Origin of the sequence: Tenacibaculum pacificus, from assembly GCF_027941775.1 — a bacterium.
Classification (GTDB): Bacteria; Bacteroidota; Bacteroidia; order Flavobacteriales; family Flavobacteriaceae; genus Polaribacter; species Polaribacter pacificus_A.
In genome coordinates this window covers 924,366-939,814 of sequence record NZ_CP115917.1, presented here as the reverse complement: position 1 = coordinate 939,814, position 15,449 = coordinate 924,366, and the positions used below count along the sequence as shown (strand labels likewise).

The following is a 15,449-nucleotide window of genomic DNA, read 5'->3' as shown; positions in this document are numbered from 1 at the left end:
TGTTGCTTTGTTTTATAAATTAAAGTTTACTTATAAAAAATTTAATACTTCGGTAATATTAGCAACTGTTTTATAATTATCTAATTTTTGATCATCAGTAACCTGTTCATGAGCCCAAGTTGTATGAAAAGGAACATGAATTGCAGTCGCACCTATTTCAATCAAGGGTAAAACATCCGATTTTAATGAGTTTCCAATCATTAATAATTCTGATGGATTAATATCTAAATGTTTTATCAATTTTAAATAATCGGCTTCTTTTTTATCACTCATAACTTCTGTATGATGAAAATATTTTAAGATTCCTGATTTTTCTAATTTTCGTTCCTGATCTAATAAATCGCCTTTTGTGGCTACAATTATTTTATATTTCCCTTGTAATTTTTGAAGTACTTCTTCTACTCCATCTAATAAATCGATGGGTTGTTCTAGCATTTCTTTACCAATTTCTAAAATTCTATCAATTATCTTTTGATTTATTTTATAATTAGATAATTCCAAGGCACATTCTATCATCGATAATACAAAACCTTTTACACCGTATCCGTAAATTTTAAGATTTTCGATTTCTTTTTTATATAATTCTTGATGAATTTTATTTTCGGTTTCATATCCTGAAAGCAATTTTGCAAACTCATTTTCGGCATCTCTAAAAAAAGTTTCATTTACCCAAAGAGTATCGTCTGCATCAAAAGCAATGACTTTAATTTTATTCATTTTCTAAATATGTTATTGCTTTTTCTAAATCTTCAGGCGTATCAATACCAATACTTTCTACGGATGTTTCAATCATTTTTAGTTTTTTACCAACTTCTAAATAGCGAATACATTCAATTTTTTCGGCAGCTTCTAAAGGAGTCATTGGTGTGTGATAAAAATCTATCAATGCTTTCTTTCTAAAAGCGTATATACCTTTATGTTTGTAATATGTAACGTTTACATCTTTATCTCTATGATAAGGAATTACACTTCGTGAAAAATAGATTGCAAAATTATTTACATCAGTAATTACTTTTACATTATTCGGATTTTCAATATCTTCTAAATTTGTCATCGGTACTTTTAAGGATGCTAAATCTATTTCATTATTTTTATCATCTTTAAAAGCTTGAATTAATTTTGATAAAGAAACAGTATCTATAAAAGGTTCATCACCTTGAACATTTACAACAATATCAACATCTAAATTTTCAACAGCTTCTGCAATTCTATCTGAACCACATTCATGTTCTTTTAAACTCATTAAAGCCTTACCTCCTGCTTCTGTTATTGTTTTAAAGATAATCTCAGAATCGGTTACCACATACACTTCACTAAACAAATTTGCTTTAACAGCAGCTTCGTAAGTTCTTACAATTACTGGTTTACCTCCTAAATTTTTCATTAATTTTCCAGGAAAACGAGATGCACTATAACGTGCAGGAATCATTGCAATTATTTTCATAAAATATAGTTATTTATACCTTTCAAAGATACATATTTAAACAAGGTGTTAATATTGGCAAAAACCTACTTAATAAAACTTTAACATTAATGTTTTTAGACTTTTAGCTGTTTTCTGATTTTTTTTATTAAATTTGACCATACTTATGAAAGTACTTTTATATACATATAGCATTATTTTAAACACAGTCGAAATGATTAAGTGCAATACACGCATGCATAAAAAATATGCCTATATAAAAAGTACCTCTAGAAATAGCTTTAAACAACGGTTTTAAAACCAATATTTAATACAAATTACAAAAGGTGCTTTTTATAAAAAAAGCACCTTTTTTTATTCACTAAATTTTAAACTTTATTACTTATGAATACATTAAAAAACATCAAACGAATTAACATGCTGTTAACTACAATTATATGCTTAGCACAAAAGAAATTTTTTAAAAAGTCTAAATTCACACCTATAACTCCCTAACTTATGAACACTTACATTGCTTCTAAAAATAATTTACTACAATTTACCGTTAACAAAAAACAAGTTAGCAAAAGTAAAGTATTAAAGACTTCAATTTTATATGACAAAATTGAAGCTACCGTACACTCCTCTCTAAGTTTCCATAAAGAATCTGCTAGTTTAAGCTTTAAAAGTATTGAGTTTGATATTATCAAAAAGGCTTATTTAAATGATAATCTTATTATCAGTAATAAAATAAAAAAAATGAGTGATACTGAAGTTATTTTAAACATAACAGTATCAAAAAAAGAAGAAAAGCAAAACATTATATGTAAAGCTGTATTTGGTTATAGCTTACAAAAAGCCTCTTAACAATTAGTTTGATTGGCTTAATAACAGGTCTAAAAAATTAATTTTTTTAGACCTGTTATTATTTTATATAAACCTCTAAAATTTTAGCGTTATCTGTTAAAATAGCCACACTTTTAATACAAGCAGGTATTAAAATAGTTTCTCCTAATGCTATTTTTTCTTGTTGATTTTTGTATTCAAAAACAACTGTTCCTTCTACACACATATAAATTACAAAACTATCTTTATCCTCATGATTTACATTATAATTCTTTGTTAAGTGTAAAAAATTAGTTGTAAAGTACTTACAATCAACAATATTAGATGGTCTATTTTTTTTCTTAAGATATTCAGCCTTATAATTAGATTTTGCTGAATAATCAATAGCATCAAGTGCTAAATTTACATGTAAATCTCTTTTTACTCCAGTAACATCTCTCCTGTTCCAATCAGATATACGATACGTAACATCCGAAGTTTCTTGTATTTCTGCTAATAAAACACCTTTACCAATAGCATGTATTCTGCCCGATGGCACTAAAAAAGTATCTCCTTTTTTAACAAAATCTACATTCAAAAGTTCAAGTTCATTACGAGATTCTATTGTTTTTAAAAAAGATTTCTTATCCGTCTCTTCAGAAAAACCAATAATTATTTTAGCTTTTTTTTCAGCATTAACAATATACCACATTTCAGTTTTACCTAACGAATTATGTCTTTTTTGTGCTAAAATATCATTAGGATGTACTTGTAAGCTTAATTTTTTTAGCATCAATAAACTTAATTAATAACGGAAATTTATCGTGAAATACTTCATAGACCTTTTCACCTAAAAGAGCTTCTTTAAAATCTTTAATTAAGTCATTTAAATTACTTCCTTTTAAAGCCCCATTACTAACTATAGAAATATCATTTTTAACATCTGAAATTTCCCAACTTTCACCAATATTATTTCCTTCTGATTTTTTGTTAAGTAACGTTTTCAGTTTTTCTCCTCCCCATATTTTAGGTTTTAAAATTGGTTCGAATCGTAATAATTGGTCTATCATAATTAAGTTCCTTTATAAGTTACGTATTTCTTCGAGTTTCATATTATAACGTAATTTCTAGCGCTAAATTTTCAGGAATATGAACACGTAATTTGTTATATATTACTACTGATATATTTTCTGCTGTTGGATTCAAATTTTTAAAATCAGCAACATCAATATTTAAATTTTTATGATCAAAAGCGTCTTCTACTTCTGTTTTAATCAATCCTTTTAAAATTCCTAAATCATACACATAGCCTGTTTCTTTATTTATTTCACCCGTTAAAGAAACTATTAAATCGTAATTATGCCCATGATAATTAGGGTTATTACACTTTCCAAAAATTTGCTGATTTTTTTCATCAGACCAATCAGGGTTAAACAATCTGTGAGCAGCATTAAAATGCGCTTTTCTATGTACAGTTACTTTAGGCATTTTTTAAGGTATCATAAGATTCTTTAAATATAATTTTAAACCAAGCTGTGTATATTTCAGGATTTTGTTGAATATCTTTTTTAACAGCTTCTAAAGGCATCCATTTATAACTTTCTACCTCTTCTTTATTAACAATAGGTTGGTCGTTAAAAGTTCCAACCATTACATGATCTAATTCATGTTCTGTTAATCCGTTATCAAAAGGCGCTTTATAAATAAAAGAGAAAACTTCTTTTAAATCGCAAACAAAACCCATTTCTTCTTGAAGCCTACGTTTTCCTGCACCTAAATTAGTTTCTCCATCTCTTTGATGTGAACAACAAGTATTTGTCCATAATAAAGGAGAATGATATTTATCAGCAGCTCTTTGTTGTAGCATTAATTCTTTTTTATCATTAAAAATAAAAACAGAAAATGCTCTATGTAATAAAGCTTTTTCAAGTGAGCTTCAATTTTCTCCATTAATCCGATAGGATTATCTTTAACATCTACTAATATAACCTGTTCTTTCATGTGTAATTTTTGCTAAAAGCAAACATACAAAATTGCTATCAATTCAACAATAAATCCTTTGTACACTTAAGCATCAAACCCTTGAGAAATTAAGCATTAAACCGTATCTTTGCATCCTTAAAATTTGATAGATGGGCTTTTTAGAAGAAATACAAAAACGACGTACATTCGGAATTATATCACACCCCGATGCAGGTAAAACTACTTTAACTGAAAAGTTATTATTATTTGGTGGAGCAATTCAGGAAGCTGGTGCTGTAAAAAACAATAAAATAAAAAAGGGAGCTACTTCCGATTTTATGGAAATTGAGCGTCAAAGAGGTATTTCGGTAGCTACTTCTGTATTAGCTTTTATCTATAAAGATAAAAAAATAAACATATTAGATACACCTGGGCATAAAGATTTTGCTGAAGATACTTTTAGAACCTTAACCGCTGTTGATAGTGTTATTGTTGTAATTGATGTTGCAAAAGGTGTAGAACCTCAAACTGAAAAATTAGTAGAGGTTTGTAGAATGCGTAAAATACCAATGCTTGTTTTTATCAATAAATTGGATAGAGAAGGTAAAGATGCTTTCGATTTATTAGATGAAGTTGAGCAAAAATTAGGCTTACGTGTTACTCCGATGAGTTTCCCTATTGGAATGGGTTACGATTTTAAAGGAATTTATAATATTTGGGAAAAGAAATTAAATCTTTTTTCTGCGGATAATAAAACAAAAATTTCTGAAGGTGTTCAATTTGATGATTTATCAAATCCTAAACTAGATGAAATTATTGGCGAAACTGCTGCCGAAACTTTAAGAGAAGAAGCAGAATTAGTTGCCGAAGTATATCCTGAATTTAATCAAGAAGAATATTTAGCGGGTGATTTACAACCTGTTTTCTTTGGTTCGGCTTTAAATAATTTTGGTGTAAAAGAATTATTAGATGCTTTTATTGAAATTGCGCCTGAACCACAACCTAAAAAATCAGAAGAACGTTTAGTCGATTCTAAAGAAGAAAAATTAACAGGTTTTGTATTTAAGATTCATGCAAATATGGATCCTAAACACAGAGATAGACTTGCTTTTATCAAAATTGTATCTGGAACTTTCAAAAGAAATTCTCCTTATTTACATGTTCGTAATGGTAAGAAAATGAAATTTTCGAGTCCGAATGCGTTTTTTGCTGAAAAGAAACAAATTGTTGATGAATCTTTTCCTGGTGATATTGTTGGTGTTCATGATACTGGAAATTTCAAAATTGGTGATACTTTAACCGAAGGTGAAAAATTAAATTTCAAAGGAATTCCAAGTTTTTCTCCAGAGCATTTCCGTTATGTAAACAATGCCGACCCGATGAAATCTAAACAATTATACAAAGGTTTAGACCAATTAATGGATGAAGGTGTTGCACAATTATTTACTATGGATATGAATGGTCGTAAAATTGTAGGTACTGTTGGTGCGTTACAATATGAAGTTATTCAATACAGATTAGAACATGAATATGGTGCAAAATGTACCTATGAAAATATCTCTGTACATAAAGCTTGTTGGGTACAAGCTGAAGATGAAAAAAGTGAAGAATTCAAAGAATTCAAACGTGTTAAACAACGTTATTTAGCCAAAGATAAAGAAGGTAAATTAGTGTTTTTAGCCGATTCATCTTTTACTATGCAAATGACACAAAGTAAATATCCTACTGTAAAACTACATTTCACAAGTGAATTTGAATAAAAGAAACATCCTATTTTGGTTTTTAATTCTTGCTTATTCTTTTTCGTTTGGGCAAGAATTAAAAACCTTAAAAGGAAATTTATTAGAGAATAAAGTTCGTTTGAATTTTATTCCTGTAAAAATGCCTACGGATAAATTTCCAGATTTAAAACCAACAATGGGCTTGGCAGGATTACATTATCAAATTCCAATTAATAATTGGTTATATGGTGGTGCAGGATTTCATTTTGCCGTTACTGGTGACCAAGGTGGATTATTTACTTTAGGTGCAGAATTAGGCGTAAATAAACAGCTTTATAAAAATTTATATGTAGATGCAAACCTTCATTTTGGTGGCGGTGGCGGATACAGAAATTTGGTAAATGATGGCGGTTTTATAAATCCGAATATTGGTTTACAATATAAAAAAGATAACTATTCTTTTGGAGTGCAATACAGTCATTTAAATTTTTTATCAGGAGAAATAAAAAGTAACTCAGTTTCTTTATTTGTTGAAATACCAAGTATTTTACGTTTTACTGATTATAATAAAGCTCATCAAAATTTTACAGCAAAAAATATTTCTTCGGATAATTACTGGAGTAAACCTGTTGTAAAAAATGCACAGCAAATTCGTTTTGATTTTTTCAAACCTTTTGGAAATTCTAAAAAAGATAACGGAACTCCTTTAAATGAGGCATTATATGTATTAGGTTTTGAATATCAAAAATACATGACAGAAAACACTTTTTTATTCGCTCATACCGATGCTATATATAAAGGACTACGTGCTGGTTTTATGGATTTATTTTTTGGTGCAGGATATCATCCTTATCAATCAAAATACATCAATATTTTTACAAAACTAGCAGTCGGTGCTGCTGGCGGACGTGTTGCTCCTGAAGGTGGTTTGATGATTTATCCATCCGCAGGAATCGATTTAAAAATAACTGACAAATTTGCTTTAAGTGGTCACGGAGGTTATTATCGTGCTATTGCTGGCGATTTAGAAGCATATACCGTTGGTTTCGGATTGAAATATTACGGGTTAAATGGAGGAACAACATCCGAAGAAAAAAAATACACCAACTTTTATACACAAGGATTACGTGTTGAAATTCAAAATCAAACATATTTTGATGTTGCTAAAACTGATGATAAATTTGATACCAAAGAAATCGATTTACAACTTATCGGTTTAAAAGTAAATTACGATATTAATAAATGGCTATACATTGCAGGAGAAGCTAGTTTTGCTTACGATGGTCGCTCAGGCGGTTATGCTCACGGATTAGTTGGTGGAGGAATATACACGCCTCGATTTTTAAATAATAAAGTCCGTAGTTTTGCTGAATTGATGGCTGGTGCTGGTGGTGGCGCCGGAATAGATACAGATGAAGGTATTGTTATCCGCCCAACACTTGGTTTTAGTTATGATATTCATCAGAGTATTTCAATTCTTGCATCGGGTGGAAAATATTATTCACCTTTCGGAAATGTAAATTCAACAAATATTAACATAGGTTTAAGCTTAAACCTTTCAACTTTATCAGTAAAGAACTAATTTTGCTTTTTCTTCGGATGATATATTTAAATGTTTTATCCGAAGAAAAAGTTTTTTCAATATTAATTAAGATAATCTAACAAAAATGAATAACGGAATTTACGCAAAGTTCACAACACCAAAAGGTGCTATTTTAGTGAATTTAGAATACGAAAAAACTCCTGGAACTGTAGGTAACTTTGTTGCTTTAGCAGAAGGAAATTTAGATAACAACGCAAAACCACAAGGAACTCCATATTATAATGGATTAAAGTTTCACCGTGTGATTTCTGATTTTATGATTCAAGGAGGTTGTCCTCAAGGAACTGGAACTGGTAGCCCTGGTTATAAATTTGAAGATGAATTTCATCCAGATTTAAAGCGTGATGCTCCTGGAAAATTATCTATGGCAAATGCAGGACCTGGAACTAACGGTTCTCAATTTTTCATTACTCATACTCCTACTCCTCATTTAGATGGTAATCATACTGTTTTTGGAAATGTTGTTGAAGGACAAGATGTTGTAGATGCTATCGCTCAAAATGATACAATGGATATTGAAATTATTCGTGTAGGTGAAACTGCTGAAAAATTTAATGCTGTTGAAGCTTTTAGAACTTTTGAAGGTTCTCGTGAAAAACGTGAAGCAGAAGAAAAAGCAAAACAAGCTGAATTATTAGATACTGTTGCTAAAGGATATGACGAAACTCCATCAGGATTACGTTATAAAATTTTACAAAACGGTGATGGTAAACAAGCTACAAAAGGTGCTAATGTTTCTGTACATTATAAAGGTCAATTATTAGACGGTACTGTGTTTGATTCATCTTACAAGCGTAAGCAACCAATTGATTTTGCTATCGGTGTAGGTCAAGTAATTGCTGGTTGGGACGAAGGTATTCAATTATTAAAAGTTGGAGATAAAGCACGATTTGTAATTCCATCTAACTTAGGTTACGGAAAAGCAGGTGCTGGAGGAGTTATTCCAGCAAATGCAACCTTAATTTTTGATGTTGAATTAATGGCTGTAAAATAATTTTATAACTATTAAACAACAAGTAAAAGTTAAAAAAAAGCTCTCTATTTAAAAAATAGAGAGCTTTTTCATTAACAAATAATCACTTTAAGTAACGTTAAATTAACAATTAATTAAGATAAAAACCACATTAAGTTAAACATAAACTAAATTTACTTTGTCATCTTTACAGTGTCCAAAACCACTATACAAAATGAAAAATGTCCCCCTACTCTTTTTATTATTTAGTTTAACTTTTTTTAATCTATATAGTCAAGCGAAAGTATGTGAAACTCCTAAAGAAGAGGCCGAAATTGATTTAAATGAAATTTCTATTAAAAAATGTGATATATCTGAAAACAAAAATAGTGTTAGAAAAATATCCAAAACAAATATTGCGAGAAAAAGAGTTAATAATAGAGGTAGAAAAAAAACTGACCATATAAATGGAAAGAAATCTTTAAAAGCTCCAAATCTTTCAAAAGAAGTTTTATTTACATTAGTTGAAGAAATACCGATGTTTGATAAATGTATAAGTTCTCATAAAAAAAACAATATTAAATGTTTTAAAGAAAAGATTAATAAACATATTATAAAAAACTTATATGTTGAAGATTATATCCCTGAAAATAGTAATGTTAAAGTATATATTCAATTTAGTATAGATGTTTACGGTAAAGTTATTAATTCAAAAATAAGAAGTAGTAAAAAAGACGAACGACTGCACAAGGAGTTAGATAGAATTATAAAAAAATTACCACGATTTAACCCTGGAAAACAAAAGGGTTTACCTGTTATTGTTACCTATGCTTTCCCCTTAAACCTAACATCTGATTAACTACAAACTACTTTTTTAACTATAAAAAAAGCCCTATATCTTCAAAAAAATAGATCAAAATAAAATAAAATAAAATAATTTTATTTTATTTTGATCTATTTTTTTCGCTATAAAAACATTAGCAGGTATAATTTTAAGCTCAGAAAAGTTGTGTTTCTCTTTTTTATTTCTTATGTTTACAATGTTAACAAATTGTTAACCGTCTAAAAAGAAAGCGAATATGATGAAATTCACCCTATTAATAGCAGCTATGCTTACATCTTTTATAGCTTTTTCACAACAAGAAAAATGTACTACTTCTGATGAATCTATTGCTGATCCTAACAGTATTACAAAATGTGCTATTGAAAAATCAGAAGATGGAACAAAAAAACAATTATCTATTCAAGTATCTACAAGAAGACGTATAATTCGTAAAAAAAATAAAACTGTTTCTGCTATTGGAGGAACTTCTCAAAAAGTTACAAACATAAAAAGAAATACTTTATTAGTTGGTAAACTTGAGTTAGAAGATAACTCTAGTACTATTGAAAGAATCCCTTTTAATATCGTCGAAGAAATCCCTTTATTTTCAAAATGTAATAATGTACCTTTAGTAAAACAAGCAAAATGTTTTGAGACACAAATGTCTAAACATATTACAAGAAACTTTGTATATCCACAAGATGCAATTGAAGCAGGTATTCAAGGTAGAATATCTGTACAATTTACAATAGATGAACAAGGTAATGTAAATTCTCTTCAAATTAGAGGACCAAAAAACAGTACTTCTTTAAAAAAAGAAGCTAGTAGAATTGTAAAGAAACTACCTAAGTTTATTCCTGGGAAGCATAATGGAAAAGCTGTAAAAGTTAAATATGGAATTCCAATTACCTTTAGACATCCTGATGCAAATTTTGTTGAAGAAAAAGCTAAAATCAGAAAAAAACAAATTACAAAAACAACAAAAGAAGAAAAATTAATTACTGATTTTGTTAAGTTTAATGATGTTGAAAATATCCCATTATTTAAAACTTGTTTAAAAGTAACTGATACAGAAAAAAACACTTGTTTTAATGAAAGAATGATAAGCCATATTCAAAGAAATTTTAATTACCCTGCTGAAGCAGCAGCTCAAAATATTGAAGGTAAAGTTTGGGTTCGTTTTATTATTGGAAAAAAAGGAGAGGTAAGTAACATTAAAATGAGAGGTCCTAAAAATGGACAATTACTAGAGCAAGAAGCTAAAAGAATGGTTTTAAACCTTTCTACTTTTGTTCCTGGTACACAAGCTGGTTTACCAGCTAATGTTGAGTATTACATCCCTATTAACTTCACATTACACTAAGATTAAAAAATATAGAATCAAAACAGAGTTTAAATAAACAAATTGGAACAAAAAAACTCGAATCCATATGATTCGAGTTTTTTATATTTAGAAAGTTAAGATTAGTAATCTAACTTTTTAATATAATTTAATTTAGATTTCCAAACATCTAATTGATCTTTAAATTCTTGAATTCCTTTACGAACATTCAATACTAATGGATTATCATCTTTTGCATTAGAAAAGAAACCTAAATTATTTTCTAATTGTTGCATATCTTTAACTGACTCATCTATCTTTTTACGAATAAAATATTGCTCGTTATCTAATTTCTTAAAATCTTTTTGTAATAAATAAGTATCAATACTGTTTTTAAACTTCATTAACTCAATATCACTTTTACTCATATTTAGGTTTCCTAAATGAGCATCAATTGCTTTATTAAATTTTTCATCTAAATGACGTGCATTTCTTGGTAAGAAACCTAATGCTCTCCATTTTGTAATACTATCTTGAATATTCTCTAAGGTTAAGTTTTCAGAAGCTTTTAATTGCTCTATAAACTCTTTTTTAGCTACAACAAGTTCTAATTGTTCTTTATTTTGTTCGTTCTTTTGAGCATTTAATCTATCAAAATAGAAATTACAAGCATCTTTAAAGCGTTTCCATATATCATCAGAAAACTTTCTTGGCACATGTCCAATTTTTTTCCAATCAGATTGAATACGTTTCATAGTATTGGTTGTATCCTCCCATTCATCGCTATCTTTTATACTCTCAGCAAGTTCAATTAAAGCTATTTTACTTTTTAAATTATCGTTTTGAGTGCTTTTTTCAGCTTTATAAAAAACATTTTTTGAACTGTTAAATTTTTTTGTTGCAGTCTTAAATTCTTGCCAAACTGCCTCACTTTTATTATAAGGTAACTTTCCTATATCAAAATATTTTTTACGTAACTTTTCAAGTTCTACAATACTTTTTTGCCAATCGTTATGTGAATTATTATTTGAAGTATCAAATGCATTAATCTCTGCTACAACTTGTAACTTAGCATCAATCATTTCTTGATATTTAGATTTTAATTCTCTAAAATATTGATGACGCTTATCATGTATTTTCTTGGTAGCTTCACTAAATTTACCCCATACATCTTCTCTATGTTCTTTTCCTACAGGACCTATTTCTTCTTTCCAAATACGATGTAAATCTTGTAAGTCTTTAAAAGCTACATTTACATCTACAACTTCATTTAAAGCTTTTGCACGTGTAATAATTTTTAATTTTTCTTCTAAATTATGTTTAAAATCTAGCTCTCTAAAATCTTTATTTAAGTCTAATAAATCATAAAAACGCTCTACATGATGATGGTAAATTTTCCAAGTATCATTATATTTTGTTTTTGGTACAGGTCCAATAGTTCTCCATTTTTTTTGAATTTCTTGGAAATCATTGTACATTGTTTTAGCATCTGCTTTTTCAATCAATGTTTTCAATTCATCAATTAAACCATTTCTTTTCTCTAAGTTTTCTTTTAATTGATTTTCTAACTTAGAATAATGAGCATCACGCTTTGTTTTGTAATCGCCTAGTAACTTATTGTATTCTGATTTTATAGGGCTTGAAAATTGGAAATCAATTGAATTTCCTCCTTCTGCTAAAAATGCTGCTTTTTTTTCTGCTACTAAATCACCAAATTTAGTATTAAATGCATTTTTAAGAGCATCAATATTTGATTTTAGTTGCTGTATTTGATAGCTACTCAATAACTTATTTAATTCATCTACCAAAGTACTTAACTCCATAGTAGCGTAATCTAACATTGGTATTTCGTGCTTTTCATCCACTTTTTCAGCTTCATTAGCTACTTCAATCTCTACTGCATTTACTGCATTTTCTGTTTCTACTTTTACTGCAATAATTTCTTCAGTAATTGGCTGTTGTAATTCTTTTTCGTTATTTTCTAACATATCTACAATGTTTAAGTTCCTTAAATTATTAATTTTATAAATATACGGATTCTTATAGAATACCAAATTTTATTTTGAATAACTTATTGTTAACTATCATTCCATATTCTCCAAGCTTTTTCGGCTTGTTGTTCTAACATTTCTAATCCATTTTTTATTACAGCATTATTTTCTTGTCCTTTTCTTAAAAAAGTAGTCACAGCTGGGTTATAAATTAAATCGAATAATAAATGTTCTTTTGATATAAACTCATATGGAATATCAGGACAGTCATCAATATTAGGATGCGTTCCTAAAGGAGTACAGTTAATAATTAAATGATGAGATTCTATAAATTCTTTTGTTAAGTCTTTGTATGAAATTTGTTTTTTTCCTTCGGGATTTCTTGACACAAATTTATATTTGACATCTAATTTCTTTAAAACATAAGCTACAGCTTTAGAAGCGCCACCTGTTCCTAATATTAAAGCTTTTTTATGATGTTCTTTCAATAATGGTTTTAATGATTTTTTAAATCCATAAACATCGGTATTAAAACCTGTTAATTTCCCTTTTTTAGAAATTTTGATAGTATTTACTGCTCCTATTTTTCGTGCTTTTTTATCTATTTTATCTAAATAATTAAAAACTTCTAATTTATAAGGAATCGTTACATTCATTCCTTTTAAAGTAGTTTCATTATCTTTAACTTTTTGAGAAAGTTCTTTTATTGATTGTATGTCAAAATTAACATATGCTGTATTTTCAAGTGCTAATTTTTTAAACTTATCTGTAAAATATCCTTTTGAAAATGAATATGAAATATTTTTACCTACTAAGGCATACATATTTCTAATCTCTTTTTCTTCCATAAAAATCTATAATTAAAATTAAGGCAATACCAAAAAGTATAAAACCTATTGAAATCCAAGTTTCTTGTGTTGATAAATCAGGTATAAATCGTTCGTAATTTTCAACAATTTTATGACCTTTTTTATCTAATAAAAAAACTTCTTTATTTACTTTATATATTGTTTTTTTCCAAGGCCAAACAATACCTAACGAGCCTGTTATAAAACCGATAATACTAGCGGTTACTATTTGATACCATCTTTTTAATACATATCCTAATATATGTGACATTGATACTAACCCGAAAGCAGAACCTAATGTAAAGATGGTTAAAATTTTTAAATACCTTATTTTGATAGGGTCTTTTAAAACTTCAAAATCACCAGAAAAAAGACTTGTAACAACACTTGCAAAAACATTGACACTATCTACTAATAACAATACATAGTTTCCTAATAATATTAAAATAAACGACCCTGAAAACCCAGGAAGTGTCATTCCTGAAACACCTATAATTCCGCAAATAAAAACAAAACACAGATTGTCATTTTCTGTAGCAGGAGTCATAAAACTGATACAGATTCCTATAAGCGAACCCACAATTAAAGCAACTATATTTTTAAATCTCCAATCATTAAAATCTTTTGAAATATAATAAATAGAACCGATAATCATTCCAAAAAACCATGACCAAACATACAGTTCATAATTTTTTAGAAAATAATCTAAAAGCAACGAAACACTAAAGTAACTGCACATACTACCTAACATTACCAATCCTAAAAATTGCAAATTTGTGTATGCTACAAAACTTTTAAATCGTCCGTTGAAAAGTAATTTAAAAGCTTTGCCATTTATCCGTTGAAAAGAAAAAATAAGCTCTTCATAAAAACCCATTACAAAAGCCACCATACCCCCCGAAACACCAGGTACTTTATTAGCGCCGCCCATAGTTACCCCTTTAAAAAAAGAAGTGTTTTTTGTAATAGTGTGCGTTGTTCTTGTTTGTACATTTTTTAAATTAGAGGACTAAAGTACTTGTTTTTTATTACTTTTTTACAGCTAATTTTTCCAATAATAAAATTAATGAAAATCCGATAACAATTAATATAGCGGCGTACATTAATTGAGGGTTTCCATCGTATGAAAATGGTGAAATACTTTTTTCTAAAAGAGGTTTTATCGCTCCATGCCTGTCGGTATAAGTTGTAATTACACTTTTCCAAGGCCATACCTTATTTAAAGAACCTAACATTAAACCTGTTAAAGCAATTAACATTTCATTTTTATAATGATGAAACAACCATTTCAATAATTTTGAAAAAGTCGTTAAACCAACAATAACACCTATCATAATTGCAGAAATTGTTCTTAGCTCTACATTTGTTAAAGCACTCATAACTAATGGATAAACACCAATCAATAATAAAATATAAGAACCTGAAATCCCTGGTAATATCATCGCACAAGATGCTATTGCTCCTGAAAAAACTAAAAACAAATAACTAACATCCTGACCGTTAACTGCGGGTAAAACTGTAATTAAATACCCAAAAAACACCGCTAAAACCCCTATGGATATACTGATAAAATTCCATTTTTTTATTTGTTTTCCAACATAAAGAATACTTGCTAATACTAATCCGAAGAAAAAAGCCCACAATAAAATTGGTTTATATTCTAACAACCATTTAATTGCTTTTGCTAAGGAAATAATACTTATAAAAATCCCAATAAAAAGGGATGCTAAAAAATTACCGTTTAATTGTTTCCAAGCAGCTTTTATCCCATCGCTTTTTAACGTTTTGAATAAACTTAAATTAATCGCACTAATCGAGTTTAATAACTCCTCATAAATTCCTGAAATAAAAGCGATTGTTCCTCCTGAAACTCCTGGAACAACATCTGCAGCTCCCATAGCAATTCCTTTTAACATGATTACTAAATAATCTTTATTTGTTCTGTTCATATAATTTTAGTTCTTCTTTTTTGTCTTTTGTTTTAAATTTGATAAATTTATT

At 28.4% G+C, this 15,449-nt stretch carries 15 protein-coding genes and 1 pseudogene; 6 read left to right on the top strand and 10 right to left on the bottom strand.

Annotated features, from left to right (window positions below; translation table 11 throughout):
• Positions 1 to 30 precede the first annotated feature (30 nt).
• Together PG913_RS04370 and kdsB are read right to left on the bottom strand one after the other, a co-directional pair.
• The gene (locus PG913_RS04370) at positions 31 to 717 is read right to left on the bottom strand and encodes an HAD family hydrolase (protein WP_271231784.1); all 687 of its coding nucleotides are present in this window, start codon (positions 715 to 717) and stop codon (positions 31 to 33) included.
• Positions 710 to 1,444: a 3-deoxy-manno-octulosonate cytidylyltransferase gene (gene kdsB, locus PG913_RS04365; RefSeq protein WP_271231783.1), complete on the bottom strand. Its 735-nt coding sequence runs from the start codon at positions 1,442 to 1,444 to the stop codon at positions 710 to 712. The genes PG913_RS04370 and kdsB overlap by 8 nt, the downstream gene beginning before the upstream one ends.
• Positions 1,445 to 1,921: 477 nt before the next feature.
• Between kdsB and PG913_RS04360 the strand changes: the two genes are divergently transcribed.
• Complete coding sequence (locus tag PG913_RS04360) at positions 1,922 to 2,269, top strand: hypothetical protein (RefSeq protein ID WP_271231782.1); 348 nt, start codon at positions 1,922 to 1,924, stop codon at positions 2,267 to 2,269.
• A gap of 58 nt (positions 2,270 to 2,327) precedes the next feature.
• Here the strand turns inward: PG913_RS04360 and PG913_RS04355 are convergent, their stop codons facing one another.
• The 4 genes and pseudogenes from PG913_RS04355 to idi all read right to left on the bottom strand — a co-directional run bounded on the left by PG913_RS04355 (position 2,328) and on the right by idi (position 4,228).
• Positions 2,328 to 3,020 carry a class I mannose-6-phosphate isomerase gene (locus tag PG913_RS04355; protein ID WP_333780795.1) on the bottom strand — a complete coding sequence of 231 codons (693 nt, stop codon included), beginning with the start codon at positions 3,018 to 3,020 and terminating at the stop codon, positions 2,328 to 2,330.
• Entirely contained in the window at positions 2,986 to 3,297 is a 312-nt protein-coding gene (locus PG913_RS12895) for a type I phosphomannose isomerase catalytic subunit (RefSeq protein WP_333780794.1), read from the bottom strand. The genes PG913_RS04355 and PG913_RS12895 overlap by 35 nt, the downstream gene beginning before the upstream one ends.
• Positions 3,298 to 3,340: 43 nt before the next feature.
• The gene (locus tag PG913_RS04350; protein ID WP_271231781.1) at positions 3,341 to 3,715 is read right to left on the bottom strand and encodes a 6-pyruvoyl trahydropterin synthase family protein; all 375 of its coding nucleotides are present in this window, start codon (positions 3,713 to 3,715) and stop codon (positions 3,341 to 3,343) included.
• Positions 3,708 to 4,228, bottom strand: a pseudogene (gene idi, locus PG913_RS04345) (isopentenyl-diphosphate Delta-isomerase). Before idi ends, PG913_RS04350 begins: the two are co-directional and overlap by 8 nt.
• Before the next feature lie 131 nt (positions 4,229 to 4,359).
• Here idi and PG913_RS04340 point away from each other — a divergent pair.
• The 5 genes from PG913_RS04340 to PG913_RS04320 all read left to right on the top strand — a co-directional run bounded on the left by PG913_RS04340 (position 4,360) and on the right by PG913_RS04320 (position 10,651).
• Complete coding sequence (locus PG913_RS04340; RefSeq protein ID WP_271231780.1) at positions 4,360 to 5,949, top strand: peptide chain release factor 3; 1,590 nt, start codon at positions 4,360 to 4,362, stop codon at positions 5,947 to 5,949.
• A complete protein-coding gene (locus tag PG913_RS04335; RefSeq protein WP_271231779.1) occupies positions 5,936 to 7,492 on the top strand; it encodes a hypothetical protein in 1,557 nt (518 codons plus the stop codon). The genes PG913_RS04340 and PG913_RS04335 overlap by 14 nt, the downstream gene beginning before the upstream one ends.
• Positions 7,493 to 7,577: 85 nt before the next feature.
• The gene (locus PG913_RS04330) at positions 7,578 to 8,507 is read left to right on the top strand and encodes a peptidylprolyl isomerase (protein ID WP_271231778.1); all 930 of its coding nucleotides are present in this window, start codon (positions 7,578 to 7,580) and stop codon (positions 8,505 to 8,507) included.
• Between the two features lie 157 nt (positions 8,508 to 8,664).
• Positions 8,665 to 9,324 carry an energy transducer TonB gene (locus tag PG913_RS04325; RefSeq protein WP_271231777.1) on the top strand — a complete coding sequence of 220 codons (660 nt, stop codon included), beginning with the start codon at positions 8,665 to 8,667 and terminating at the stop codon, positions 9,322 to 9,324.
• A gap of 220 nt (positions 9,325 to 9,544) precedes the next feature.
• Positions 9,545 to 10,651 (top strand): energy transducer TonB, encoded by a 1,107-nt coding sequence (locus PG913_RS04320; protein ID WP_271231776.1) that lies wholly within the window; start codon positions 9,545 to 9,547, stop codon positions 10,649 to 10,651.
• Between the two features lie 101 nt (positions 10,652 to 10,752).
• Here PG913_RS04320 and PG913_RS04315 read toward each other — a convergent pair whose 3' ends face one another.
• The 4 genes from PG913_RS04315 to PG913_RS04300 all read right to left on the bottom strand — a co-directional run bounded on the left by PG913_RS04315 (position 10,753) and on the right by PG913_RS04300 (position 15,397).
• Positions 10,753 to 12,597, bottom strand: a complete 1,845-nt coding sequence (locus tag PG913_RS04315; protein ID WP_271231775.1) for a DUF349 domain-containing protein — start codon at positions 12,595 to 12,597, stop codon at positions 10,753 to 10,755.
• A gap of 89 nt (positions 12,598 to 12,686) precedes the next feature.
• Positions 12,687 to 13,448, bottom strand: coding sequence for a shikimate dehydrogenase family protein (locus PG913_RS04310; protein WP_271231774.1), 762 nt, complete (start codon positions 13,446 to 13,448; stop codon positions 12,687 to 12,689).
• On the bottom strand, positions 13,429 to 14,379 hold the full coding sequence (locus tag PG913_RS04305; RefSeq protein WP_271231773.1) for a DUF368 domain-containing protein: 951 nt from the start codon (positions 14,377 to 14,379) through the stop codon (positions 13,429 to 13,431). The genes PG913_RS04310 and PG913_RS04305 overlap by 20 nt, the downstream gene beginning before the upstream one ends.
• Positions 14,380 to 14,476: 97 nt before the next feature.
• Positions 14,477 to 15,397 (bottom strand): DUF368 domain-containing protein, encoded by a 921-nt coding sequence (locus tag PG913_RS04300; protein WP_271231772.1) that lies wholly within the window; start codon positions 15,395 to 15,397, stop codon positions 14,477 to 14,479.
• Positions 15,398 to 15,449 lie beyond the last annotated feature (52 nt).

Bases quoted from the DNA above. Each gene is read 5' to 3' on its own strand.
- PG913_RS04300 (WP_271231772.1), bottom strand. From the start codon at position 15,397: ATGAACAGAACAAATAAAGATTATTTAGTAATCATGTTAAAAGGAATT.
- PG913_RS04350 (WP_271231781.1), bottom strand. From the start codon at position 3,715: ATGCCTAAAGTAACTGTACATAGAAAAGCGCATTTTAATGCTGCTCAC.
- kdsB (WP_271231783.1), bottom strand. From the start codon at position 1,444: ATGAAAATAATTGCAATGATTCCTGCACGTTATAGTGCATCTCGTTTT.
- PG913_RS04315 (WP_271231775.1), bottom strand. From the start codon at position 12,597: ATGTTAGAAAATAACGAAAAAGAATTACAACAGCCAATTACTGAAGAA.
- PG913_RS04355 (WP_333780795.1), bottom strand. From the start codon at position 3,020: ATGCTAAAAAAATTAAGCTTACAAGTACATCCTAATGATATTTTAGCA.
- PG913_RS04320 (WP_271231776.1), top strand. From the start codon at position 9,545: ATGATGAAATTCACCCTATTAATAGCAGCTATGCTTACATCTTTTATA.
- PG913_RS04360 (WP_271231782.1), top strand. From the start codon at position 1,922: ATGAACACTTACATTGCTTCTAAAAATAATTTACTACAATTTACCGTT.
- PG913_RS04305 (WP_271231773.1), bottom strand. From the start codon at position 14,379: ATGGGCGGCGCTAATAAAGTACCTGGTGTTTCGGGGGGTATGGTGGCT.
- PG913_RS04330 (WP_271231778.1), top strand. From the start codon at position 7,578: ATGAATAACGGAATTTACGCAAAGTTCACAACACCAAAAGGTGCTATT.
- PG913_RS04370 (WP_271231784.1), bottom strand. From the start codon at position 717: ATGAATAAAATTAAAGTCATTGCTTTTGATGCAGACGATACTCTTTGG.
- PG913_RS04310 (WP_271231774.1), bottom strand. From the start codon at position 13,448: ATGGAAGAAAAAGAGATTAGAAATATGTATGCCTTAGTAGGTAAAAAT.
- PG913_RS12895 (WP_333780794.1), bottom strand. From the start codon at position 3,297: ATGATAGACCAATTATTACGATTCGAACCAATTTTAAAACCTAAAATA.
- PG913_RS04340 (WP_271231780.1), top strand. From the start codon at position 4,360: ATGGGCTTTTTAGAAGAAATACAAAAACGACGTACATTCGGAATTATA.